Genomic DNA, 23,097 nt, shown 5'->3' with positions numbered 1-23,097 from the left:
TATCCTTCGTTCCGGATAATTAGTTGACAATACTTCCGGTACACGATTTTGTCTAAACCTATCACCGATTCTCATGGAAGAGACGAAAGAGCAACTCAATAGAAGAACCTTTATCCAGACACTATCCGCCGCTACAATTGGCGCCGGACTTTCAGCTCCGACCATCCTCACGGCAGGCGCTGACACCGCGAAACCTGCTTTATTAGGTGGGCCCAAAGCCCATCCCGGGCAATTTCCGCAATGGCCCATTTTCGATAAAAGTGAACACAGCGCCCTTTCGGAAACCCTGGAAAGCCGGCATTGGGGACGTCTTAACAACAACAGCACGGTAAAAAAATTCGAAGCCGAATACAGCAGGCTAACCGGCGCTGAACGCACCCTGGCTGTTTCCAGCGGGACCAGCGCCCTTTATACCATCCTGGGAGCACTCGATATCGGGCCGGGTGACGAAGTAGTTATTCCGGTCTATACCTTTATCGCTACCTATAATGTGGTGGCGCTTAACTACGCATTGCCGGTATTTGTCGACACCGACCCGGAAAGCTTCCAGATTGACGCCTCCAAGATTGAGGGCGCTCTTACAAAAAATACAAAAGTGATCATGCCGGTCCACATCGGCGGATCGCCGGCTGATCTTGACCGCATCATACCGATCGGTCAACGCGCCGGTATCCCGGTAGTCGAAGACGCCTGCCAGGCACACCTCGCCGAATGGAAAGGGAAAAAGGTAGGAACGATCGGACTGGCCGGAGCATTCAGCTTTCAATCCAGCAAAAATCTCAACTCCGGCGAAGGCGGCGCCATTATCACCAATAACAGCAAGTTTGCGGACGCATGCTACGACTTTCATAACCAGGGGCGCGGCGGCAATACATCAGGATTTCTGGCAGGTTCCACCGGCACCCGCGGAACCAACCTCAGAATGACCGAATTCCAGGGCAGCCTTCTGCGTGCCCAGATGGCCCGCGTCAATGCCCAGACAAAGCATCGTTGGGAAAATGCGCAGTACCTGAATAAAATGCTGGCCGAAATTCCCGGCATTACCCCTGCCAAGCTTCATGCCGGCACCACCATGAGCGCCTATCATCTCTACATGTTCCGGTATAACAAGGCTCATTTCGCCGGTCTCAGCCGCGAAAAATTCCTCGAGGCACTCACGGCAGAAGGTATTCCCAATTCTCCAGGATATGGCCGGATGAATAGCGAAACCTATGTAACTGCCCTTGCCGGCAATCGCCACTACCTGAGTGTCTACGGGGAGAAAAGAATGAAAGAATGGCTCGAGCAAAACCAATGCCCGCAAAACGATCACCTCACGAAAAATGAATCTGTGTGGCTTTTCCAAACCATGCTCCTCGGCAGCCGCCAGGAAATGGAGCAAATTGTGGAAGCCGTCAGAAAAATACAGAAATACGCAAAAGAGCTTGCTTAGGGGGGTGAGGTTTGAGGGATGAGGTGTGAGGTTTAAACTCAGGCCCGTACCTTAAACCTCGCAACCCAAACCTTTACTCCTATGAAACAACTTCTTATAATTGCTTTCGCGTGTGTGTTCAGTTTCGGCAATGCCCAAACAGCCTTCAAAGCAGGTATGGCAAGCGAAAGCATTGAACCGGGCGACGAGTCGTTTTCAGTGGCATTGTCCGGATATGCGGGCCCCTGGGCCGGTCGGTTTGCGGTACAGTGGCTTCCGGAAGGAACTTTGAACCAGCACCCCGGAATATTGGCTGAACAGAAAAAAACAACCGGAAAACCTGTAAAAGCCGAGGGTGTTTCTTACCGGATTTCAGCCGGCGACCATATTAGCTTTCAGCGCGGAAAAGGTAAAGATACCGGCGCGACACCGGCACTCCCGGGCCTGAAAAGCTTCGTTGTTCAACATCCCTATGTGTATGCCTGTAATGGTACCGATACCTTGTACCGGTTTCATATCGACAACCCCGATAACGGCTGGAACCGCGCCTTGTATGCCAACGGAGCGATCCGCAAAGTAACGCTCCAAAAGCTGTTCAAACACGAAGGAAGGCTTTTCGCGGCAAATGACGCCGACTCCCTTTTTTCAGCATCACTGATTCACGGCTCAAAGGAGGAACATCTTTACGCCCGCGCGCTGGCGATTGAAGAAAATAAGGAAAAAGTGGTGATACTCTGTATGGACCTGTGCGGGTTCAACAGCGATTTCATCCAGGATGTGAAGCGCGTCATTTCCAAAAAGACGGGTACAAACGAGAACGCAATTCTTATCAACGCGTCGCATACCCATTTTGTGCCGGGCACACAAAAGTGGCTCCCCTGGGCGCCCCATAACCGGTATCCTGACGTCAATTACCTGTACAAAGTAGTCAAACCGGCCATGGTTCGCGCGGCGGTAGAAGCCACTTCCAAAATGTTCCCGGCCGATATTTCGTTCGGCCGCGGCACGACAGACATCGGCGCCAACCGCAGCAACGGCACTTCGAAAGAGCCGTATGACAACGCCGTCGACGTGCTCAAAGTAGAAAGCCAGGACAAGAAAAAACAGGCTGTCATGGTGTTGACCGGCTGCCACCCGGTCTTCGGAACAAAGGGAATCCGGCATTTTACTATCAGCAGTAACTACCCGGGTTTCATGCGCAGCGCGGTAGAAAAGGCAGCCTCCACCCCGACACTCGCCCTTTTTATGCAGGGGTGTGCCGGCGATATTAACCCGAAAGACGAACCGGAGATCAGCGGGCAGAAACTCGCCGATGACGTTCAGGAAGTTTTGCAAAGCCAAATGACCCCGCTTTCTGGTAAGATCAGCTTCCGCATGGACTCTTTACTCGCCCCTACCGATCCCTGGGACAAGAAAAAAACAGAAGCATTTAAAGCCGAAAATGCTGCGCTCGGGGGAGACATGGTCGGTGAACGAAACGTAGCCTGGGCCAATTTGATGCTTAAGCATTATGAGAAGAACACAATGCCTGCCTCCATGCCGATTTACATCCAGACGCTCAACATCGGGCAGTGGAAACTGATTGGCCTTTCGCGGGAAGTCGTTACAGAATACGGGCTCGCCATTAAGAAAATCTGGCCTGACCAAATGGTCTCGGTAGCAGGCTATTGCAATGATGTTTCCAGCTACCTTCCTACCGAACGGCATATCCGGACCAAGGTATATGAAGGCGACGGATCTTATTTCTGGTATGGGCAGCCTTCGGCTTTCCCGCTTGACATCCTTGACAGGGTCGTTAACCGGATCCGCGCAAAAGGGTATTAAAATCCGCCTGATATGTAACAAATGGTCAGCTTCCACCGTTGATCATTAACCGCAGGAGGAGGTGTGTGCTTGAGGTAGGTGAGCTGCTTTCTCACTTCAAGGCTCACACCTTCTCCCTGCAACCCACATCGTTTAATGATATGAAAAAGTTATTTACTACCCTGTTTTGCCTGACAACGCTTCAGGGGTTTGCTCAATTTGGTGTGAGCTACCACCAATCCAACATGCCATTTGTCGGGTTTAATTATGAAATCGCAGACAGGTTCATGCCGGAGCTGCGTTTTGGTATGGACACCCACGCGCATGATATGTCTGTTGAAGCTGTAGCCACTTACCAGTTTCTGGACAAGGAAGAAGTTGAGGTATATGCGGGTTTGGGCGGAAGAGCCAACCGGCATGCAGGGCTGGTAGCGCCGATAGGCATTCACGTTTTTCCTTTTCCTTCCCGGAACTTCGGGTTTCACATCGAAGTTGCCCCGATTTTTACCGAGCACGATGACGCGATTGTCCGCGGGAGCTGGGGCATACGGTACCGGTTCAAAAAAAGGTAAAATTCATTACGTCAGGTCTTTTAGCCGCTCCAACCGGATCTGTTCTATTACCTGTTCAAGGCGGCCCAGTAACAGGGCGATGTCCTTTTGCGCGGGTTCCGCTTCCATGGTGGGTACGCTGCCGAGCAGCTCCTCGGGGCGTAGCTCCAGGACCTCTGCAATCAAAACCAACTGCGAAATCCTGAGTATCTGCCGGCCACACTCCAGGCGGCTGTAAGATTGCTGGCTAATTCCAAGCCGGTAAGCCATATATTCCTGTGAATATCCTTTTACCAATCTCGTCTGCCGGATACGGGCTGTAATTCGGGAATCTATCGTTTGCATGTCTGGTAAAGTAATAGCGTATAGTATGATGAAAGATCAAAAATAAACAAAACTGCGATCTGAATCAATTACGGTATTTCAAAGCCGGCAAAAACTCAACCCACTCACTATCAGCACATACTCATTCATGAAGTAACCTACCAACTTGGTTGGTTGGAGTTTTTCATCCTGGCGAAGAATCTTTGGCTATCAAATCAGTCATACTAAACTTCGATAGAATGAAAGCCAGGATTCACCTCTTATTCATGCTGTACTTAATTGCCAGTTGCAGCCGACCGTCCACTGATGTATCCGTAATAGCGCCACCGCTTACAATCCCGGCGGGTAAAGCGTGGCTTGAGCGCCACCCTTCCCATCCTTTAGCGGATTACCGGCTCCTCTGGCAATCTGCCGAGCTCCAAAACTTTAATGGCCAACCCATGGTCTGGATACCGATGCATCGCACCAAAGGAGCATTGCTTATTTCGGAAAACGAGCAGGGAAGCGAAAACCTGCAACGGCTGACGCAGCACGGATTGGCGGTCTACAAAGATGAAACCGGAAACACGACTGCCAGCATCGTAGCTCGATCCGAAAAACCGCAGGAAGCGCCAACTTACTTTTTTGACTACAAAACCGGTGCACTTGAAAGTATCTGGCAATTAAAAAATAATCGGCTGGCAGGTATAACGCCCGCAGATCCCAGGAATACCGCTGCAAAAACCAAAGAATGTCAAGCCATTTACAAGTGGGTTAATACCTGCGACAATACGTCAGTGCTGCGTAACACGGAATGCTGGGATTACCTGGCCCTTATTTACATTTGCTTACCTGACTTCCAGCATCATCTGCCGGGCACAAGCGGCGGCGGAAGCGGTGGCGGATCCGGTACCGGCGGCGGCGGCGGACTCCTTCCAGGCGGAGGAGGGGGATTAAGCCCGTTTATTAAGAGCCCCTTTGTGATTGCTCCTGAGCTGGTTAATTTTTCACTTTCCTTCAATACACTAACGTCCTGGAAAACCACATTTTTTCTATCGGAAGCAGAATCACTGCTCAACATGAAGTTTACACAGGAAGAAGTAAATTACCTGGAAACTTTCCCCCAATCCGACCTGGAGGCAATACTTACCTGGATCAAGGAGTTTGGGTCTATTGATGTGGGATTTGTGGAAAGAAAAAAAAGAGAGCTAAGTGATAGATTTATTCCGGAGGAAAAGGCTGTATTATGGCAATATTCTCAAAATAATACGACAAAATACCGTCTCAATATTTTACGTTATGGAGCCAATGCCCTCATCGCGGGAAAAGCAACAGCAGCCTACTTCAATAATTCAGTTGCGTCAACCTGCAGTTCCTGTAAAGGGAACGCCTACAAGCATGCCTTGTTCAGGATATTGGACGCAAATTCATTTGGTCGGGAAACTTCCAGATTACTTGGCGAGGCGCATGAGGCAGATCAGCAGCAAAACGCCCCGGAAACTATTATGGACAGAAAGAACAACACCGAGGGGCTTCGTATATACGATTCCTACCGAAACAGCATAAACAATTTATTTTCATGGGGATCCCATGTCGGTCAGGCCATGACGGATGGCAGGCTGGTATTTTTGATCGAAAAATCAGAGCGCCCCTCAAACGTTGCTGATCCCCTCCTTCCAGATCCGTTTTAAGCGATGGCATATCTTTGGAACAGATTTATTGTATCAAACTATTAAACATCAACAACGCCTCTGAATGTACCGTAATATGAAACTTGTCCTTTATTTCCTGGTAGTTGGTTTGGGAGTAATTTCAGCCGTCTTTCTCCTGCTGCCTCGCACTCCATCATTTCAACCGTGTGATACTTTTCACACTATGTTTGGCAGCGATTCGGTCACGTTTCCGCTCGAAGGTCGGGATGCAAAGCATAAATTTGGAGGTCTTGGGTTTGATACTGTTACCCCATTTTTCTGGTTCAAAGAAAAGGGCGATACAACAATTCGGCTAAGGATACATAAGGGTCACGAAGCTGACAGGTTCACCTACCTTGGAAAAGACAGTTCATTTTTCCGGGAAAACGGCAAGTGGCTGGAAAACTACGATCTAAAAGGAATCTATTCCTACCTTTTCTACTTCCCGGCGGCAAGGTACGAGGCGACTTGCTCGGATGCAGAAAAGAAGTATGGGCGGGATTGGAAAGAAAAAACTTCCTTTAACAGCAAAATTCCCTATCGGATCTGGAAAATCGGTCCCTGCCATCACCTGTTGGTGTACAGGAAGAAACGTTACCAAATGGTAGATGAAACACCCGATGACAAGGAGTATACTTATGTGATGTTTATCTATAACCTCGCGGCGGAAGAAGCGGACGACGCCGTAGAGCTGGACGGGGGCATAAGAAACGACTTTCGCTCGCTTTCAGAAATCCGGTGATTCGCATCCAAATCAGCAAATAGGGCGACCGGAGCCGGTCGCCCTATAAAGCGGCCCAGACTTCTGCCATAATCGCGTTCCACTGCTTCATCCCGGCATCAATGCTGAAGTCTCTATAGCGTAATTTTGAAACGGCGGGGTTGCAACTAACTTCACCTGTCATTACCTTTCTCATTCCGGATACCAATTGCTTTACGCTGATGTCTTCCGTCACCAACCCCATGCCTTCCACCAGTAACTCGGAAACTCCTCCGGACGGGAAAGAAACAATAGGCTTCCCCAATGCGGCTACTTCCATCATCACCAGGGGAAAAGGATCCTGCCTGGAGGTCAGGATAAACCCGTCGGCAGCCTGCAAAAAAGCCAGGTACCGGTCTTTTTGTTTGCCGGGCAAATGAATTCTCGTGCGCGAACCGGAATGGGCAATACGGTTTTCAACCCAGCTGATATAGCCATCCTGCGGACCGCCGCCGCCCACCCACATCAGATGAACACGTTCATCATCCAGCAAATCTGCTATATCCGGGAAGAAATCAAACCCCTTTCGTTCCGATGGGACACCGGACATAGCCCATACAAAATGATCTTCCGCGATACCCAGCTCTTCCCGCACCTGTTTGGCAGGTGTCTGATCCGCGGGCTCAGCAATGTCTTCGATAAATTCATAACAAAGCGATACGTTCTCAGCCCCGGCCTGTTTTATGCCGGCATAGGTAGCCTCGGAACACCCGATCAAACGAACCGCCTTCCCTATCATCAGCTCAAACTCCTCCCGGTTAACATAGGCATATGACAGGGGCATCTCATGAAAATGAACAACAAAAGGCACATTCAGTTCTTCGGCCACCAAAGCGGCCTTGGGAAGCACTATCGTATTTAAATACCATAGATCCGCCTTGAAATCTTTCTGAATTTCTTTCAGCGCGGTAACAATCGGGTGCCGCCCAAGATGGTAATTAATCCTGTCGATTGTCTTGAAAGTTCCCGGTACTTTGTAAGCCCGGACGCCGGGCGGCAGATGATCCAGCAGCTCTCCTTCCGCGTAGGAGGCTACTGCCACCTCGTATTCATTTTTGTCGATCCGGTTAATAACATTCCATAACATCATCTCCGATCCCGTACGCGAAGCCAATGGCGTCAGGAACAATATTCTTTTCTTCCCGGTACTAGGTGTCTGCATATAACTTATCGACGTTTTCTTCAGGCTTTATTTTGAAGAAGTGTGCTTTATAGTTCAAAGTTTTCCAAAAATAGCTTACCAAAATCAGCGTTTTGCGCCGGAATATATGTTGTGTGGCATACTGTCCGCCTACTTTGCCGGTTTCCTTCAGGTTCATGACCAACCGCCAGCCATACACTACCGGGATCATGGAGAGGTAATGGACGAGCATCAGCAAATAATAAGGGATTCCATATTGCTTCCGCAGCCAGACCATATTTGCTACCTGCATCTGCACACTAAAACGATTGATCCACGAAATTCGTGAGCGGCGATACGGATTTTGATTCTCCAGGTGTAAAAAAATACAATCCTTGAACAGCTTAAGCTTACCCAGCCTGCCCAGTCTGCCCGACCATTCCACATCTTCGCCATACATGAAAAAACTTTCCTCAAAGCCCCCGGTCTTTTCAAAGGCTTCTTTCCTGACCATCATAAAGGCGCCTACAAGCCAGTCCCTTTGTTCCGGGTCGGCATATACCGGCTCGGGTAGTAGCCGGTCCAGGAGATTGGCGAAAAACCTCCCCGGCGGCACGATAAAAAAAGACTTTCGAAAGTCGTTAAAGCTCTGGTAAAACGGCATTGGCTGACGGTTCCCGTCATATTGATAAGCCGCTGCGGCTACTATTTCAGGATCGGCATCCATTCGGCCCGCACAACGCGCTATAACATTGTCGATCAACAGCGTATCCGCGTTAAGCAACAGGAAATAACGGCCTTTGGCGTGGCGCATGCCCAGGTTATTCGCCCGTCCAAAACCGGCGTTGTACCCCATCTCAATCCAGTTTACTTCCGGGAAGCGCTCCAGTATCCGTCTTTTCCCCTTTTCATCCGTTTCATTGTTCACCACAATTACTTCAAACCGTATACCCTTCGTATGTTCATAAACGGTTTCAAGTGCGTCAATGATCAAGTCTGACGTTCGGTAATTAACAATGATAATCGATACCTCCATAAAATGCGGAAAACAAATAAACCCCAAACTTACGGCATAATAGCCAGTCTGATGCCGCGTTTATCGCCCGTTTAATCAATAGTAAACTCAAAGGCATCATAGGGTTCTGTCCGCCAGGCGAGATGCCTGGTGGCGGGCGATATGGCAAAAAGCGGCGAAAAGGTCTTTACACGAACCTTGCGCTCGCCGGGTAAAAATTCGAGAATTCTGAGCCAGCCGTCTCCGCCGTTACCGTGCCATCCGCCCCCGAGCGCCTGTGCATTGAACACCATCTGATTTACCGTTTTGCCCGCAGCGTTTTTGTCAGAACGAAACCCGATGTGACCTAACACATCGTCCGGCGCGCCGATATGCCCCGAAAAAACCATCCGTATGTTCCGCGAAGGCTTTACCAGCTTTTCCCAGACCGCCCGTCCATAGTTCCTGTCGGTAAGCGGATAGCCCTCCTTCTCAATCGTTTCACTTTTAGAATTCAGATAGGAATGCGTAAGAAGAATCACGAAATGATCCCGGTACTTTTCCTGGCTTAAAACTCTGCCGGCCCATTCCAATACGGCATCCCGCGGTGCAAATTCCAGCACCATAAAAAGCATCCGGGTGCCTTTCGGCGAATTCATTTCATAAACGGCATTGGTAAGCGTAGGAACTCCTTTTTCATCGGTTCCGACTTCGCGGAGCATCTCAAGGCTCAGGAAATTTTTATCCGACGGAAAGTAGCGGTCATAATGGGTTAGCCTGTTTTCCGCGCTTTTATAACCAAAATCGTGGTTACCTGTGGCCGCCACATAAGGTACCTTTCCGTCCAGCCGGGTAAAAGCACGGGCGGCTGCCTCCCATTGCAACTTACTGGGCTGGTCGCCATTGATTCCGTCCGGGTTGGGCATTTCATTTTGTTCCACCAGGTCGCCGGTACACAATACCATCCTTACGTTCAGCTTTTTGGCATTATCGGCAACCCAGGCGGTCATCAAGTCAAAAATCGGTTGGTTTCTGGCGAATTTCACGTAAGTCTGCGGATCAGGTAATAAAACCATCGACCAGGAATCAGCAGTTTCCAAACTCGGAGCCTGATAGGCCTGCTGCCCATTCAGTTCTGCATGAACCAGGCCGGTTAACAGCGCAATGGCAAAAAAAAGTTTTGTACGCATGAGGTGTGAGGTTTGAGGTTTGAGATGTTAGGTTTGGGGGGATGGGATGAAACGGGTGCTTCCCCTCAAAAAAAACGAGGCCTTAGCGGTAAGGCCTCGTTTGTATAAAAAGTACTTGAAATCAATCCTCGTCTCCTTCCAGTTCGCGATACGCGAGAATTCCACCGAGTACGTTACGCACGTTCGAAAAGCCCTGGCTTATCAGAAATTGCTTAGCCCTTTCACTTCTTGCGCCCGAACGGCAATGTACCAGAAGCTCCTCATCCCTGAGCGCTTCGATTTCATCCAGCCTGGACGGAAGTTCTCCCAGCGGAATCAGATGCGCGCCCAGGTTATCTTCTTCGTATTCATGTTCTTCCCTGACATCAATGAGGTTAACGGCTTCCCCGCTATCCAGTCGTTTTTTTAGTTCTTCTACGGTAATATCCATGATGCTTTTGAGTTTATTGGTTACAGGCGTGAGGTGTGAGATATGAGGGGTGAGCTATAACATTCCGTTCACCCCTCATATCTCACACCTAAAAGCTAATTCTGCGGTTCGGCAGTTCCGGGGTCTGCAATCCAGAGATCAACAACCTCTCCGACGCGGATGTTACTGCCGGCCGAAGGATTCTGCTTCGTAATGCTTCCGGGAGCGACGTCTCCTTCAACGGGAACAACAATCCGCTGCCCTACTTTTAAACCGGCGCCCACGATCTGAAACTCAGCTTCGTCCTCAAGCATTCCCACAACAGACGGCGTGGGGAAGGAGGTATTTCCGAGGCCGTTTCCTACCTCCAGGTCTATTTTTGATCCTTTGGGCACATCCTGCCCGGGCGCTATTTCCTGCCCGTTGTAAAACTGCTTAAGCACGGATCCGTGCGCCAGATCGGGCACATAACGCAAGGCACCCAACACAAGGCCGTTGCTTTTCAACAACAATTCGGCACTCTTGTGCGACATGTCAGTTACTTTCGGCATTTTGATAACCGGGACTGTCTGCATCACCACCGTGACATAGATTTTACGCCCTTCCTTCACTTTCGATCCCGGTTTCGGATATTGGCTGATCACCGCAAGGGGCGGCAGGCTCGTCACAAACGTGCAATCGCTGACTTCGTAATTCAGGTCGCGCTCGTCGAGAAAACTCCCGATCTTCCTTACGTCCATTTTCTGAACGTCCGGGACCGTGACCGATTGACCATGATTGGTGGTAAAAGGCAAGTAAACAAAGAAGAAACCCAGGAAAAAGACCAATATCAGGGCAACAATAATACCGATATGGATCAAGAGGTCTTTAGGAGAATTCGTACTGATCTTGGCCATTAACTTGTTAGCTACTTGCAATTTTCAACGGTAAAAATAACAGGAATATTTTATCAGCCAACAAAAGGAATTTCCCGACGGGCCAGTAAACGCGATACATACTTCCCCAGTACGTCGAACTCCAGATTGACCTGTTGCCCTACGGAAAGCGTGTGAAAATTGGTATGCTCAAAAGTGTAGGGAATGATAGCTACCTGAAATGAGCGGTCGGTCGTGTTGAACACCGTCAGGCTCACGCCGTTGATACAAATGGAACCTTTTTCCACGACAATATTGCCCTGCTCACCGGGATCAAAAGAAAAATCGAACAACCAGCTTCCCTCTTTGTCCTCAATGCCGGTACATACCCCGGTCTGGTCCACGTGCCCCTGCACAATATGCCCGTCGAACCGGCCGTTTGCAGGCATACATCTTTCCAGGTTGACGGGATCTCCGGGCCTGAGGCTCCCGAGATTTGTCTTACTCAGGGTTTCCTCCACTGCGGTGACGGAATAGCCGTCATCCGTCACGCCGGTAACCGTGAGACAGACCCCGTTGTGGCTTACACTCTGATCCACCCTGAGCTCATGCGCTACCGGCGCCTTAAGCCTGAAATTAATGTTGGTTCCCTGGCGCTCCAGCGAAATAACCTCCGCCATGGTTTCAACGATCCCTGTAAACATATTCAATGTCTTTAATCCGTCACAAAAATACGAAAATCCGGTCATAAACCCTTCCTGCTACTTCGCCGTACGATTCGGCCGGTGATCCCGTTGGTATCGCTTATATTTGCACTTCAAATGGCTTTTCGTCTCACTTCAGTTCCCGATCCATGTTTAAAAACAAAGTCTTCCGATACAGCACCCTCGCCATGCTGCTGGCAATCGTAGCCTATTTTCTCATCGAAACATTCTCCCCCCCCAAAAAAGCGCCGGGCATTGTTTCGAACGAGGAGCTCAATCCCGCAACATACGCCGAGCTGATTCAGGACGACCGGAAAGACCTGGAAAAATGGTTCAGGACCTCCGATGAATCGCCTATTGAAGACCAGGCGGCGTTTAAGGGCCTTGATTATTATGCTCCGGATATTGATTTCCGCGTCGTAGCAAAGCTGGTACCTTACCAGGGGGAAGACAAAATTCTCGAAATTCATAATACCGACGGCTCGGTTGACCCATACGAACGTTATGCATTTCTGCATTTTGAACTGGGAGGTTCTCCCCAGAAATTATTGCTTCTTAAACACGAAGGCGTATTTTCACTCATGTGGAAGGACGGTACCAGCGGGAAAACCACCTACGGCGGCGGCCGCTACCTGGACTTTACCGCCGCAGACATCAAGAGCAACCAGCTGGTGGTAGATTTTAACAAAGCTTACAGCCCGTACTGCGCCTACAACCACCAATATGCCTGCCCGTTGCCGCCCGCCGAAAATACTTTGACGGTATCCGTCGCTGCCGGGGAAAAATTTACGGCAGAAAAATAGTATTTTCGCACTTATTAGCCCTTTAGCGGGCGCCAACAGGTAAGCCGGTACCCGGAAAATGGCGGACGGCCATATATTTATTATTATTTACAAAAAGTGAAAATATCATACAATTGGTTGCAGGAGCTCGTCAAATTTGACGAATCGCCCGAAGAATTAGGCCGTATCCTGACCGGTACGGGCCTTGAAGTTGAAGGAATCGAAGAACATGAACTTATTAAGGGCGGCCTCAAAGAGGTGGTAATCGGCAAGGTGCTCACCTGCGAGAAACACCCGAATGCGGATAAACTGTCGGTCACTACCGTCGACGTAGGCGAGGCAGCACCGCTGCAGATCGTTTGCGGCGCCCCCAATGTCGCGGCGGGCCAGACCGTACTGGTGGCTAAAGTAGGCGCCGAACTCTATCCCACCGGAGCAAGCGAGCCGCTGAAAATCAAAAGAGCCAAAATAAGAGGAGTGGAATCTGAGGGAATGATCTGCGCCGAAGATGAGCTCGGAATCGGTTCCTCGCACGCGGGCATTATGGTCCTGGAAACGGAGCTGCCCGTCGGTACACCCGCTGCGCGCTACCTCGACATCCGGTCCGATCATACCATCGAAATCGGACTTACCCCTAATCGTGCCGACGCTGCCTCCCATTATGGCGTTGCCCGTGACCTGAAAGCAGCGCTGAACAAACCGGTTGCGCTGCCTTCGGTTGAGGCGTTCAGAGTAGACAACCATGACGCCCCCATCCATGTGGAGGTGCATGTGCCCGAAGCCGCTCCACGATATAGCGGCATTACCATGACCGGGCTCCGGGTAGGCGAATCTCCCGATTGGCTGAAACATCGCCTGGAGGTTATAGGTGTCCGCCCGATCAACAATATCGTTGACATTACCAATTACGTTTGCCACGAGCTGGGCCAGCCACTGCATGCGTTCGACTATCAGAAAATAGCCGGGCAAAGAATAGTGGTCCGGACTTTTGAAGAAGGTACCGGCTTCAAAACCCTGGACGGAGTATCCCGTAAGCTCCGCCATTTTGACCTGATGATTGCCGACGCAGAAGCGCCCATGTGTATTGCAGGCGTCTTTGGCGGCGAAGATTCGGGGGTTAGCGACGCCACTACTTCTATCTTCCTGGAGTCGGCCTACTTCTCGCCGGAGTGGGTCCGTCGGACTGCTCAGCACCACGGTTTAAAAACCGACGCTTCCTTCCGGTTCGAGCGGGGCACAGATCCTAACCTACCCGTAGTAGCGTTGAAACGTGCAGCACTTCTGATCGCGGAAATAGCCGGCGGAAAAGTCTCATCGGAAATAATCGACTTGTACCCGAATCCTGTCGAAAATTTCAGAGTGGCCGTCAAATACAAAAACATCGACCGGCTCATCGGCAAAAAACTGGACCGGTATGCGATCCAGAAAATCCTCTTCAACCTGGATATCCGTTACGAGATCGAAAATGAAGAGGGCTTCGTGGCAATAGTCCCGCCGTATCGTGTCGACGTTCAGCGTGAAGCCGACATCATCGAAGAGGTTCTCCGGATATACGGCTTCGACAACGTAGAACTTTCCGAGGACCTGAAGAGCGATTACCTTTCGCCCTTCCCTTCGAAGGACCCCGATGAACTTCTCCTCCGAACCGGCGGCATGCTGGCCGCCAACGGTTTTAATGAGATCATCAACAATTCGCTAGTAAAACCAACGCTTGAAGCAGCGCTGGCGGACGATCTTCCCGGGGAAGAAGTTAAAATTCTGAATTACCTGAGCGAAGATCTATCAATTCTCCGTCGGACACTTCTGTTCTCGGCACTCGAAACGGTAGCGCACAACCTGAACCGCCGGCAAAAAAATCTGAAGTTTTTTGAGTTCGGGAAAATCTATTTCAAAGAAGAGGCTGCTTACCGTGAAAAGAACCGGCTTTCAATTGTCATGACCGGCAATCAGATCCAGGAAAGCTGGGTAGCCCCGGCCAAAGCGCTGGCTTTTCACGACCTGGCGTTGGTGGTCAGCAACGTACTTTCGCTGATGCGCACCGGGACCGTCACGGCGCAAAAGTATGAAGGGAAGATATTTGCACAGGGCATTATCTGGAACAGCGGTAACCGGGAAGTAGCCCGCCTCGGACTGGTATCACCCGAGGTCGCCAGAACAGCCGGCGTCAAGTCAGAAGTATACTTCGCCGAGCTGGATTGGGACTACCTGCTAAAAAAATACAGCAGCGCCGTGGACTACCGTGAGGTGTCACGCTTCCCGGAAGTACGCAGGGACCTTTCCCTCGTAGTAGACAAAAATGTTCAGTTTGACGCGCTGGAAGCGCTGGCTTACCGTACAGAAAAAAAACTGATCAAAGAGGTCAACGTCTTTGATGTATACGAAGGAAAGAACCTGGAGGGCAAAAAGGCCTATGCCATCAGCTTCACTTTACTGGACGACGCGCGCACATTGACAGACCAGGAGATTGACCGGGTGATGCAAAAACTGATGGGCGCTTATGAAAAGGAATTCGGGGCAATCATCAGGAAGTAAACACTGAGGCGCTATGGCCAGCCATTCTTCGTCAAAAGACCTGAAAATAAGCATTGCTGCATTTGATGAGAAGCTTCAGATTATGCTCAATGCGCAGGCGCGGCTGAAGTGGGAACTGGATGACCTCAGACAAGAAAACAAGAAATTACGTGAGGAAAGCACGAAATTCAAGGCGGAGTACCAAGAAATAAAGAAAAAACACAGACAGCTAGAGAAGGATTTTAAAAAATCCAGATATTTTGCTAAAATTGTAACCAATAAACTGACGCCAACAGGTGGTATTTCAGAATTGAAAGAAGTCATTGATCATTATATAGAAAGCATTGATGCTGTCATTGCGAAGTTAAGGCAAACGCTGTAAAGCTTGAAGTTGTGGATGAGCACGTAACGGTCTTTTTCAAGGTAATGGACAGGGGGTTTCACCTGCATGTCCCTGCTGATCAGGAGCAATATTATATTCGCGCAAAGGATTCATTCCGGCGAATGGTTGAAAAGTACAAAGGGAAAGGACACGATGAGATGGAGGCGATGGCACTTACTTCTATAGACAGCATTGTTAGTTTGCAGCGTAACTACGATCAATTGGAAAAGCAAAAGCAACAGCTTGCGAATATGATAGCAACATGGGACACGAAAGTGGAAAAATCCTTAAAAAACTAGCATTTGAAGCGAATTGAAAGCGTTCTTCCTTCTTCTTTAAAAATACCTACCTGTTGAAATCGGTGTTTTTCATAAACACATTTCATTATATCAGGTAAAAATATGTCAGAGTACGTACTGTTAACGCTCGCCATCCCCATAGCGCTTGTAGCGGGGCTGTTTATCGGAAAAATGGTTTTTAAGCGTTCATTCCAGCATAAGGAAGCTGAAGCTGAAAAAAGAGCCGAGGAAATCATCAAAAATGCCGAACTGACGGCCGAGAATACCAAAAAGGACCGTATCCTGGAAGCCAAGGAGAAGTTCCTTAAATTGAAAGCAGAATTTGAGGAGGAAAGCAACCGCAAACGGAATCTGCTCATCTCCAACGAGCAGAAGCTGCGTCAAAAGGAGCAATCGCTCTCGCAATCACTTGAGCAACAGAAACGCCGCGAGGCCGAGATCGACAACCTCAAAAACAACCTTTCCCAGCAGATCGAAGTTGCCAGTCTGAAGCGCGAAGAAGCCGAAAAAAGCCTCAAGCTCCAGGTTTCACAACTTGAAAAAATAGCGAATCTCACCGCCGATCAGGCCCGTGATCAATTGATGGATGCCCTCAAGGCGGAAGCTGATTCAAGGGCGGCTTCTTACGTTAAAAGCGTCATGGAGGAGTCGAGGCTTACCGCTACCAAAGAAGCAAAAAAGATTGTAATTGAAACCATCCAGCGGACAGCGGCCGAGAACGCAATAGAGAACTGTGTATCGGTTTTCAACATCGAAAACGACGATATTAAAGGAAAAATTATCGGGAGGGAAGGACGCAATATCCGGACTCTGGAAGCTGCTACCGGCGTTGAAATTATCGTTGACGATACCCCCGAAGCCATTGTTATCTCCGGCTTTGACCCGGTAAGAAGAGAAATCGCGCGCCTCTCCATGCACCGCCTCGTGCAGGACGGCCGGATTCACCCCGCCCGGATTGAAGAAATTGTGGCGAAAACCAAGAAAAATATTGAAGACGAGATTGTCGAAATCGGAGAAAGAACCGTTATCGACCTCGGGATACACGGACTCCATCCGGAACTCGTAAAAATGATCGGAAGGATGCGCTTCCGGTCTTCGTACGGGCAAAACCTGCTTCAACACTCCAGGGAAGTTGCTAAGTTGTGCGCTACCATGGCGGCGGAACTCGGCCTGAATGCCAAACTTGCAAAACGGGCCGGTCTCCTTCACGATATTGGAAAAGTATGGCACGAAGAGTCCGAAATGCCGCACGCCATTCTCGGGATGGAGCTTGCTAAAAAATACAAGGAGCATCCGGAAGTATGTAATGCTATTGGCGCCCACCACGACGAAATCGAAAAAACAAGTATGATTTCGCCGATTATCCAGGTGTGTGATGCCATTTCGGGTTCCCGGCCGGGCGCACGCCGCGAAATGATGGAATCCTACATCCGCCGGTTGAAGGACATGGAAAACCTGGCGCTTTCGTTTGAAGGTGTCGAAAAATGCTACGCAATCCAGGCAGGACGCGAACTAAGGGTGATCGTAAACTCCGAGAACATCAACGACGAAAAGGCAAGCATGCTTTCGTTCGACATATCTCAGAAAATAGAAAAAGAAATGCAGTATCCCGGCCAGATCAAGATTACGGTAATCCGGGAAATGCGTTCTGTAGCATACGCGAGGTAGCCTGCTTCCCCGAATTATGGCCTACGAAAATCTGAAAAACGAAGAAAAGCTTAAGATAGGTACCCTGGGCGAACTAAAAGCTGCAGGGTACCGGTCTTTTACGGTGAAAGAAGAGCTTCGCCGGAATCTCCTGTCCAGGATCCGCACGGGAGAACCGGTCTTCGCGGGTATCTGGGGTTACGAGAAAACAGTAGTCCCGGATGTGGAAAGAGCAATCCTGTCCATGCACAATATCAATTTCCTGGGATTGCGCGGGCAGGCAAAAACCAGGATGGCGCGCTCGATGGTATCGCTGCTTGATACCTACATTCCGGTGCTGGCTGGCAGCGAGCTGAATGAAGATCCCCTCCGGCCGCTTACCAAAACGGCCGCCAGAATATTGGAAGAAGAGGGCGATGAAACCCCGATCGCCTGGCTGCACCGCGATGAGCGGTACACCGAAAAACTCGCCACACCCGACGTTTCTGTCGCAGACCTGATTGGGGACGTAGACCCTATTAAGGCCGCGACCCTCAAGCTACCTTATTCTGATGAACGCGTCATCCATCTCGGTTTGATTCCGCGCGCCAACCGGGGCATTTTCGTCATTAATGAGTTGCCGGACCTGCAAGCCAGAATCCAGGTGGCGCTTTTCAATATCCTCCAGGAAGGAGATGTCCAGATCCGGGGTTTCAAATTCCGGCTACCGCTGGACATACAATTCGTATTTACTGCAAACCCGGAGGATTATACCAACCGGGGCAGCATCGTAACCCCGCTTAAGGACCGCATCGACAGCCAGATTGTGACCCATTATCCACTGTCGATTGACATGGCCAGGAAAATAACGGGTCAGGAAGCCAAAATCAAAAGCGGGCAATCCGATTTGGTCAGGGTGCCCGAGTTACTAAAAGATCTTATTGAACAAGTAGCTTTTGAAGCCCGCAACAGCGACTACGTGGACAAGAAAAGCGGTGTATCGGCCCGCTTGACTATCTCTGCCTACGAGACACTATTGAGCGCCGTAGAGCGCCGCTGCATACAAAATAATGAGGCGTCAAGTGTTGCCAGGATTTCTGACCTCTACCATGTGGTACCGTCTATCTGCGGGAAAGTGGAGCTTGTTTATGAAGGTGAAGTAGAAGGACCGGTAATTGTTGCACAAAACCTGATCGGGAAAGCCATCCGAACACAATTTCTCAATTACTTCCCCGATCCCGGAAAAGCACGGAAAGAGCTGGATCCCCACCTGCAAAGAGTCATTGAATGGTTTAGCAACGGCAATCAGATTGCGATAGAGGACCACCTGACCAATGCCGCCTACCGCGCGCGTCTCAGAACCATAGACGGACTGGACAACTATGTAGAAAAACAGCTTACCGGCTACAGCGCAGACGAACAGCTCCTGATGATGGAATTTGTTCTGCATGGCCTGGCGGAATTTTCCAAAATTGGCCGTCATGTAATGGATAACGGTACCGATTTCAAAGACCTGCTGGAATCAATGCTGCCCAATTCCGACGAATTTGATGACGAAGACTTTCCTGATGATCAGGATAAATTCTAACGGCTAACAGGCATTCGCGAAAAAATAAATGCTTACCGCGCCGCCTGCAGGTTTTAAGGCATGGAACAAAGAACTTACCGTGTTGAGAAATAGGCCTCATGTAAAAAGCGACGATCCTGTTACCGGATCGTCGCTTTTTATATTCAAACCAGGCTTGCAGGTCAGTCCGGGCTCCCTTCATCACTTACATTCGGTTCGCTGGTATCTACCAACGCATCCGCATCCAGGTTTACCTTTCCCCTGATCTGAGCCTCCAGTTTGTCGGCCAATTCAGGGTTGTCTTTCAGCAATTCCTTGACAGAATCACGGCCCTGTCCCAGGCGATTTCCCTCATAGCTGAACCACGACCCGGACTTCTTCACAAGATCCAGTTCAACAGCCAGATCCAACACCTCTCCCACCTTGGAAATACCTTCGCCATACATGATATCAAATTCAATCACCTTGAAGGGCGGCGCAAGCTTATTTTTAACGACTTTCACGCGGGTTCTGTTACCCAGCACATTGTCAGCCCCCTCTTTGATCTGGCCTACTCGGCGGATATCCAGGCGCACGGAAGCATAATACTTCAATGCATTTCCACCGGTAGTAGTTTCAGGGTTACCGAACATCACCCCGATCTTCTCACGGAGCTGGTTGATAAAAATACAGCAGCAGCCGGTTTTATTGATAACCCCGGTCAGCTTACGCAACGCCTGAGACATCAGCCTGGCCTGAAGCCCTACTTTACTGTCTCCCATCTCTCCCTCCAATTCAGCACGGGGAACCAGGGCAGCCACCGAGTCAATCACGATAATGTCAATAGCCCCGCTGCTGATCAGGTGCTCGGCAATCTCCAGCGCCTGTTCCCCGCTGTCAGGCTGAGAAATCAACAGGTTCTGCGTATCAATTCCAAGCTTCTCCGCGTATGTCCGGTCAAAAGCGTGCTCGGCATCCACAATAGCAGCCAAACCGCCGTTCTTCTGCGCTTCCGCTATACAATGCATGGCAAGTGTAGTCTTACCTGACGATTCCGGGCCATATACCTCTACTACACGACCACGGGGAACCCCGCCTATACCCAGCGCCAGATCCAGCCCCAGCGAGCCTGTGGAAATAACGGGGATATCTAACACCTTACTATCGCTAAGCCGCATTACCGACCCTTTTCCAAAGGTCTTATCGAGCTTTTCAAGGGTGATCTGCAGGGCCTTTAACTTATTTTCTCTATCGGATGCTTGTGCCATTATCGAAACTTGAAATTTTAGATCTGGTTGTAAAAATAGTCTTTTATTTTGATATAGTAATATAGTTATATTATATTTCTTCGAAAAAATGATTGAAAAAATCAATGTAAAAAAAAAACCGGGCTGCATCAAATACAGACCGGCCTTCTTCTATTGCAAATCTCTTAGTACTCCCACAAACCGTGCTCCTTTTCCATCAGTTCCTGTTCGAACTGAAGCGACTTGATAAGGCCTTCTTTCTCTCCTTTGTAGATATCCAGGAAAGCCTTGTCCTCGGCATTGGAATACTTGGTGATCCGGCCCCAGAACATCCGGTTATCGAACGCATCGGCCAGGTTCTTATGCTGAGCAGTATTGTGGTCGTTGAACCAGATATAACGCTTGGGATCACTTCTGAACAGCCGCTCCACGTCCTTGTACTTAAAAGACGCCACAGGCTTTTCCAGCCCTAGTTCCGTCTGATCGGCAGGAAGCACAATGGTGATGGTTTGCATTTCAAAATACAATCTTGAACGCTTTTTATCAAAAATCCAGTCTTCTTTGATTTCAAGCAAACTCAACTGGTTCGGGAAAAATTCCTCTTCCAGGTTAGCAGCAGTCGCCTCCTGGTTCCAGCCATCGGCCGCCTTTTTAGCTGTGTCGGCTGCCGCTACCTGAGGTTCAGGTGCAGCCGCTTCTGTTTTCGCCTTGGCATTTTTCTTTTTTGGAGTTCCCCAGCCGTCGTCCTCTTCTTCCTTAGGCTTGGCCGCAGCGGTTCCCCAGCCATCGTCCTGTGCCTGTACCCCGGCTGCCTTTTGCTCGGTATTCGCAGCTCCACCCTGTTCCGTCTGACCGAAACCGGCCGCTATCTCTTCCGCAGACAATCCGCCGCCTTGGTTAGGAACCAACAAATTTTTACGAAGCGCGTCTGCGTTAAGCAACGTCTTGCAAGAATCGTTGGCGTAAGCCTCCAATAACCCCGCTTTGGCTGCGTCCAACAAATAACGGGTAATCTCATTATTGAGAGAGAACATCGGCAGATTCTGCTTTTCCTTCAAATCCACCCTTCTCCAAAGCGTCCGCTTCATCAGGATATCGCTATCAGGAATCGGCCTCGTAGAAAAGGAATTCTGAACAGAATCAGCTTTCTCCTGAGCATAACTAGCTCCGGAACCCGCTGAGACGACTGCCAGAAAACCAAGTGCTATTTGCTTTTTCATTGTTTCAACGCTTCTAATATTTTCTTAACCTCCTTAATAACGAAACAACTCCAAAATCATTTTAAAGGAATCTGCAAAATTGGTGTCCCCATTTCTACATTGGAAACCTCACCCTTAAAATTCCGGCGTTGAACTCCTTTCACCTCAATTACGTAACGGTCACCAGCCTGCGCCTGGGAGGCAAGGTTATTGATAGAACCGCCGCCTTGCAATACCACAGGACCGGCAATTCTTCTCTGTCCCCTGGCCAGTGAAACTTCGACCTGGGAAACGCGGAAGTTTGCGTCATCGGGAGAATAATTTTTAAAGCCTTCATCGGGAATTGCCACCACCTGGACGGTACGTACCGATGCGGCGGGCTCTCCGGCCTGCAGGTTAGGCGCACGGCCTCCTACCCGTAGTTCTATAGTCGGTTTCGGTACCCGGTTTACTTTGAATGGTTCACGACCCAGCAAGTTCCCCTGGTTACTGATTGAAAGCGACACTTGCGCCTTGTTCGGCACAATCGTTACTTTTCCCTTTCCATTGTCAATTACTTCAGCACCATCTGCTGAGAACTTTGGCGACCAAAGCGCACCGAGTGAAGGGCTCTGGATGCTCAGCTTGTTGGCACAGCCAAAATAAAGCGGCGGCATAGTACCGGTCTCGATCTGGTAGGTAGGTCGTGCCACGAAGAATTCCTCCTCCAGGCGATAGGTAGTATCCCTGCCGGAAGGCGTAGGGATGGTGATATTACCCACCAGGGCACGCTTCGACAAACCTTCGGCATTGTAATCGCCGCCCTGCGCAACGAATTCAATCTGGCCCACACCGTTCGTCACCTGAAGGGCTGAACCATTCAGGCTCATGCGGGGAGAAAGTCCCGAGGCTGAAGCCGCGATAAACATCTGTCCTTTAAACTTGGTTCCTGCAACAACCACCTTGGATTCTGCGCTCATCATTGCCAGAACGCGGTCGAACTTGATGTCGGCAGCGCCTACTTTACTTGCCAGGTAATTCAAAACCTCGCTTTCAATACGGCGTACATCCGATTGTTTCTGGCTCAATACGGCCAACGCAGCAGCTACTGGTGTTTCGCCGAAATTGAGGTTTGCAAAATCCTTTCTGCGCTGGTCCTTGCTGTCCTTCGCAATCGGGTCCTGTTCGCCGTCGAGTGCCAACGGCGTATACTTGTGATCCGAATATTTTTCGATCGACGCAATAAAAGCGTTCAACTTGTCCTTCAATTCATAGGCTTTTCCCTTTTTTCCGCCACCGATCATCAACTCGCCTACTTTAGTTTCTTCCTGCGGATTTTTGATTCCTCCTTCTTCGTTCAGACCGCCGCCCGCAAAATCAACTACTTCTTTCTTCAGACCATCCAACTCTGAAATAATACCGGCGGTAAGCTTCCGCACTTCGTCTGCCTGCTTCAGAATGGCGAGATCGGCACTCCTGTTTCCCGACTTTTCTACCGCTGATTTAATTTTTTGCTGGGTCTCCGAATTGATCTGGTTAACCGCCGCCGTCGAAACTTCCAGAGAACTATTGAGGAGAATAAATTTTTCGATAATGGCTGAACTAACCTGCAATGCCAGCATTGCCGTTAGTACCAGATACATCATCCCAATCATCTTCTGACGTGGGGTCTCTTTTCCACCTGCCATACGGTTCAGTGATTATTTTCTGTGAGGAATTTTTTAAACTGTTTTGTG

The 23,097-nt window shown here is 49.7% G+C and carries 21 protein-coding genes; 11 read left to right on the top strand and 10 right to left on the bottom strand.

All coding sequences use genetic code 11. The features are described from left to right. Positions 1-73 precede the first annotated feature (73 nt). The 3 genes from ABD852_RS12750 (at position 74) to ABD852_RS12740 (ending at position 3,786) form a co-directional block, all read left to right on the top strand. Complete coding sequence (locus tag ABD852_RS12750; protein WP_345029458.1) at positions 74-1,432, top strand: DegT/DnrJ/EryC1/StrS family aminotransferase; 1,359 nt, start codon at positions 74-76, stop codon at positions 1,430-1,432. Positions 1,433-1,513: 81 nt separating this feature from the next. After that, positions 1,514-3,235 carry a neutral/alkaline non-lysosomal ceramidase N-terminal domain-containing protein gene (locus tag ABD852_RS12745; RefSeq protein ID WP_345029456.1) on the top strand — a complete coding sequence of 574 codons (1,722 nt, stop codon included), beginning with the start codon at positions 1,514-1,516 and terminating at the stop codon, positions 3,233-3,235. Between the two features lie 140 nt (positions 3,236-3,375). Continuing rightward, complete coding sequence (locus ABD852_RS12740) at positions 3,376-3,786, top strand: hypothetical protein (protein WP_345029454.1); 411 nt, start codon at positions 3,376-3,378, stop codon at positions 3,784-3,786. Between the two features lie 6 nt (positions 3,787-3,792). Here the strand turns inward: ABD852_RS12740 and ABD852_RS12735 are convergent, their stop codons facing one another. After that, positions 3,793-4,110 carry a helix-turn-helix domain-containing protein gene (locus tag ABD852_RS12735; RefSeq protein ID WP_345029452.1) on the bottom strand — a complete coding sequence of 106 codons (318 nt, stop codon included), beginning with the start codon at positions 4,108-4,110 and terminating at the stop codon, positions 3,793-3,795. 218 nt (positions 4,111-4,328) lie between these two features. Here ABD852_RS12735 and ABD852_RS12730 point away from each other — a divergent pair, with 218 nt between their 5' ends. Further along, a complete protein-coding gene (locus ABD852_RS12730) occupies positions 4,329-5,759 on the top strand; it encodes a DUF6973 domain-containing protein (protein WP_345029450.1) in 1,431 nt (476 codons plus the stop codon). 184 nt (positions 5,760-5,943) lie between these two features. Further along, on the top strand, positions 5,944-6,501 hold the full coding sequence (locus ABD852_RS12725) for a hypothetical protein (RefSeq protein WP_345029448.1): 558 nt from the start codon (positions 5,944-5,946) through the stop codon (positions 6,499-6,501). 43 nt (positions 6,502-6,544) lie between these two features. On the opposite strand, the gene ABD852_RS12720 is transcribed toward ABD852_RS12725, so the two are convergent. From ABD852_RS12720 to ABD852_RS12695, 6 genes are all read right to left on the bottom strand, one after another. After that, positions 6,545-7,681 (bottom strand): glycosyltransferase, encoded by a 1,137-nt coding sequence (locus ABD852_RS12720; RefSeq protein WP_345029447.1) that lies wholly within the window; start codon positions 7,679-7,681, stop codon positions 6,545-6,547. Next, the gene (locus ABD852_RS12715) at positions 7,668-8,675 is read right to left on the bottom strand and encodes a glycosyltransferase family 2 protein (RefSeq protein WP_345029445.1); all 1,008 of its coding nucleotides are present in this window, start codon (positions 8,673-8,675) and stop codon (positions 7,668-7,670) included. The genes ABD852_RS12720 and ABD852_RS12715 overlap by 14 nt, the downstream gene beginning before the upstream one ends. Positions 8,676-8,746: 71 nt before the next feature. After that, positions 8,747-9,823, bottom strand: coding sequence for a metallophosphoesterase (locus ABD852_RS12710; protein WP_345029443.1), 1,077 nt, complete (start codon positions 9,821-9,823; stop codon positions 8,747-8,749). A gap of 121 nt (positions 9,824-9,944) precedes the next feature. Further along, complete coding sequence (locus ABD852_RS12705) at positions 9,945-10,253, bottom strand: rhodanese-like domain-containing protein (protein ID WP_345029442.1); 309 nt, start codon at positions 10,251-10,253, stop codon at positions 9,945-9,947. 95 nt (positions 10,254-10,348) lie between these two features. Then, a complete protein-coding gene (locus ABD852_RS12700) occupies positions 10,349-11,128 on the bottom strand; it encodes a PASTA domain-containing protein (protein WP_345029440.1) in 780 nt (259 codons plus the stop codon). A gap of 53 nt (positions 11,129-11,181) precedes the next feature. Beyond that, positions 11,182-11,790 carry a riboflavin synthase gene (locus ABD852_RS12695; RefSeq protein ID WP_345029439.1) on the bottom strand — a complete coding sequence of 203 codons (609 nt, stop codon included), beginning with the start codon at positions 11,788-11,790 and terminating at the stop codon, positions 11,182-11,184. A 149-nt stretch (positions 11,791-11,939) separates the two neighbouring features. On the opposite strand from ABD852_RS12695, the gene ABD852_RS12690 reads away from it, so the two are divergent. The 6 genes from ABD852_RS12690 to ABD852_RS12665 all read left to right on the top strand — a co-directional run bounded on the left by ABD852_RS12690 (position 11,940) and on the right by ABD852_RS12665 (position 18,978). Then, positions 11,940-12,593 (top strand): DUF1684 domain-containing protein, encoded by a 654-nt coding sequence (locus tag ABD852_RS12690; protein WP_345029438.1) that lies wholly within the window; start codon positions 11,940-11,942, stop codon positions 12,591-12,593. A 96-nt stretch (positions 12,594-12,689) separates the two neighbouring features. Next, on the top strand, positions 12,690-15,104 hold the full coding sequence (gene pheT, locus ABD852_RS12685) for a phenylalanine--tRNA ligase subunit beta (protein ID WP_345029435.1): 2,415 nt from the start codon (positions 12,690-12,692) through the stop codon (positions 15,102-15,104). A gap of 13 nt (positions 15,105-15,117) precedes the next feature. Beyond that, the gene (locus ABD852_RS12680) at positions 15,118-15,465 is read left to right on the top strand and encodes a hypothetical protein (protein ID WP_345029433.1); all 348 of its coding nucleotides are present in this window, start codon (positions 15,118-15,120) and stop codon (positions 15,463-15,465) included. Between the two features lie 11 nt (positions 15,466-15,476). Next, a complete protein-coding gene (gene zapA / locus ABD852_RS12675; protein WP_345029431.1) occupies positions 15,477-15,764 on the top strand; it encodes a cell division protein ZapA in 288 nt (95 codons plus the stop codon). Positions 15,765-15,866: 102 nt separating this feature from the next. Further along, positions 15,867-17,432, top strand: coding sequence for a ribonuclease Y (gene rny / locus ABD852_RS12670; protein ID WP_345029428.1), 1,566 nt, complete (start codon positions 15,867-15,869; stop codon positions 17,430-17,432). A 16-nt stretch (positions 17,433-17,448) separates the two neighbouring features. After that, positions 17,449-18,978, top strand: a complete 1,530-nt coding sequence (locus ABD852_RS12665; RefSeq protein WP_345029427.1) for a sigma 54-interacting transcriptional regulator — start codon at positions 17,449-17,451, stop codon at positions 18,976-18,978. Between the two features lie 161 nt (positions 18,979-19,139). On the opposite strand, the gene recA is transcribed toward ABD852_RS12665, so the two are convergent. The 3 genes from recA to porM all read right to left on the bottom strand — a co-directional run bounded on the left by recA (position 19,140) and on the right by porM (position 23,049). Next, a complete protein-coding gene (gene recA / locus ABD852_RS12660; protein ID WP_345029426.1) occupies positions 19,140-20,204 on the bottom strand; it encodes a recombinase RecA in 1,065 nt (354 codons plus the stop codon). A gap of 164 nt (positions 20,205-20,368) precedes the next feature. After that, on the bottom strand, positions 20,369-21,403 hold the full coding sequence (porN, locus tag ABD852_RS12655) for a type IX secretion system ring subunit PorN/GldN (RefSeq protein WP_345029424.1): 1,035 nt from the start codon (positions 21,401-21,403) through the stop codon (positions 20,369-20,371). A gap of 56 nt (positions 21,404-21,459) precedes the next feature. Continuing rightward, positions 21,460-23,049 carry a type IX secretion system motor protein PorM/GldM gene (porM, locus tag ABD852_RS12650; protein ID WP_345029421.1) on the bottom strand — a complete coding sequence of 530 codons (1,590 nt, stop codon included), beginning with the start codon at positions 23,047-23,049 and terminating at the stop codon, positions 21,460-21,462. Positions 23,050-23,097: the final 48 nt, after the last annotated feature.

Origin of the sequence: Ravibacter arvi (genome assembly GCF_039540405.1) — a bacterium.
In the GTDB taxonomy this organism is placed as follows: domain Bacteria; phylum Bacteroidota; class Bacteroidia; order Cytophagales; family Spirosomataceae; genus Ravibacter; species Ravibacter arvi.
The sequence above is the reverse complement of the archived record's forward strand: the minus strand, read 5'-3'. Positions and strand labels throughout refer to the sequence as shown.

Bases quoted from the DNA above. Each gene is read 5' to 3' on its own strand.
- ABD852_RS12750 (WP_345029458.1), top strand. From the start codon at position 74: ATGGAAGAGACGAAAGAGCAACTCAATAGAAGAACCTTTATCCAGACA.
- ABD852_RS12745 (WP_345029456.1), top strand. From the start codon at position 1,514: ATGAAACAACTTCTTATAATTGCTTTCGCGTGTGTGTTCAGTTTCGGC.
- ABD852_RS12740 (WP_345029454.1), top strand. From the start codon at position 3,376: ATGAAAAAGTTATTTACTACCCTGTTTTGCCTGACAACGCTTCAGGGG.
- ABD852_RS12735 (WP_345029452.1), bottom strand. From the start codon at position 4,110: ATGCAAACGATAGATTCCCGAATTACAGCCCGTATCCGGCAGACGAGA.
- ABD852_RS12730 (WP_345029450.1), top strand. From the start codon at position 4,329: ATGAAAGCCAGGATTCACCTCTTATTCATGCTGTACTTAATTGCCAGT.
- ABD852_RS12725 (WP_345029448.1), top strand. From the start codon at position 5,944: ATGTTTGGCAGCGATTCGGTCACGTTTCCGCTCGAAGGTCGGGATGCA.
- ABD852_RS12720 (WP_345029447.1), bottom strand. From the start codon at position 7,681: ATGCAGACACCTAGTACCGGGAAGAAAAGAATATTGTTCCTGACGCCA.
- ABD852_RS12715 (WP_345029445.1), bottom strand. From the start codon at position 8,675: ATGGAGGTATCGATTATCATTGTTAATTACCGAACGTCAGACTTGATC.
- ABD852_RS12710 (WP_345029443.1), bottom strand. From the start codon at position 9,823: ATGCGTACAAAACTTTTTTTTGCCATTGCGCTGTTAACCGGCCTGGTT.
- ABD852_RS12705 (WP_345029442.1), bottom strand. From the start codon at position 10,253: ATGGATATTACCGTAGAAGAACTAAAAAAACGACTGGATAGCGGGGAA.
- ABD852_RS12700 (WP_345029440.1), bottom strand. From the start codon at position 11,128: ATGGCCAAGATCAGTACGAATTCTCCTAAAGACCTCTTGATCCATATC.
- ABD852_RS12695 (WP_345029439.1), bottom strand. From the start codon at position 11,790: ATGTTTACAGGGATCGTTGAAACCATGGCGGAGGTTATTTCGCTGGAG.
- ABD852_RS12690 (WP_345029438.1), top strand. From the start codon at position 11,940: ATGTTTAAAAACAAAGTCTTCCGATACAGCACCCTCGCCATGCTGCTG.
- ABD852_RS12680 (WP_345029433.1), top strand. From the start codon at position 15,118: ATGGCCAGCCATTCTTCGTCAAAAGACCTGAAAATAAGCATTGCTGCA.
- rny (WP_345029428.1), top strand. From the start codon at position 15,867: ATGTCAGAGTACGTACTGTTAACGCTCGCCATCCCCATAGCGCTTGTA.
- ABD852_RS12665 (WP_345029427.1), top strand. From the start codon at position 17,449: ATGGCCTACGAAAATCTGAAAAACGAAGAAAAGCTTAAGATAGGTACC.
- recA (WP_345029426.1), bottom strand. From the start codon at position 20,204: ATGGCACAAGCATCCGATAGAGAAAATAAGTTAAAGGCCCTGCAGATC.
- porN (WP_345029424.1), bottom strand. From the start codon at position 21,403: ATGAAAAAGCAAATAGCACTTGGTTTTCTGGCAGTCGTCTCAGCGGGT.
- porM (WP_345029421.1), bottom strand. From the start codon at position 23,049: ATGGCAGGTGGAAAAGAGACCCCACGTCAGAAGATGATTGGGATGATG.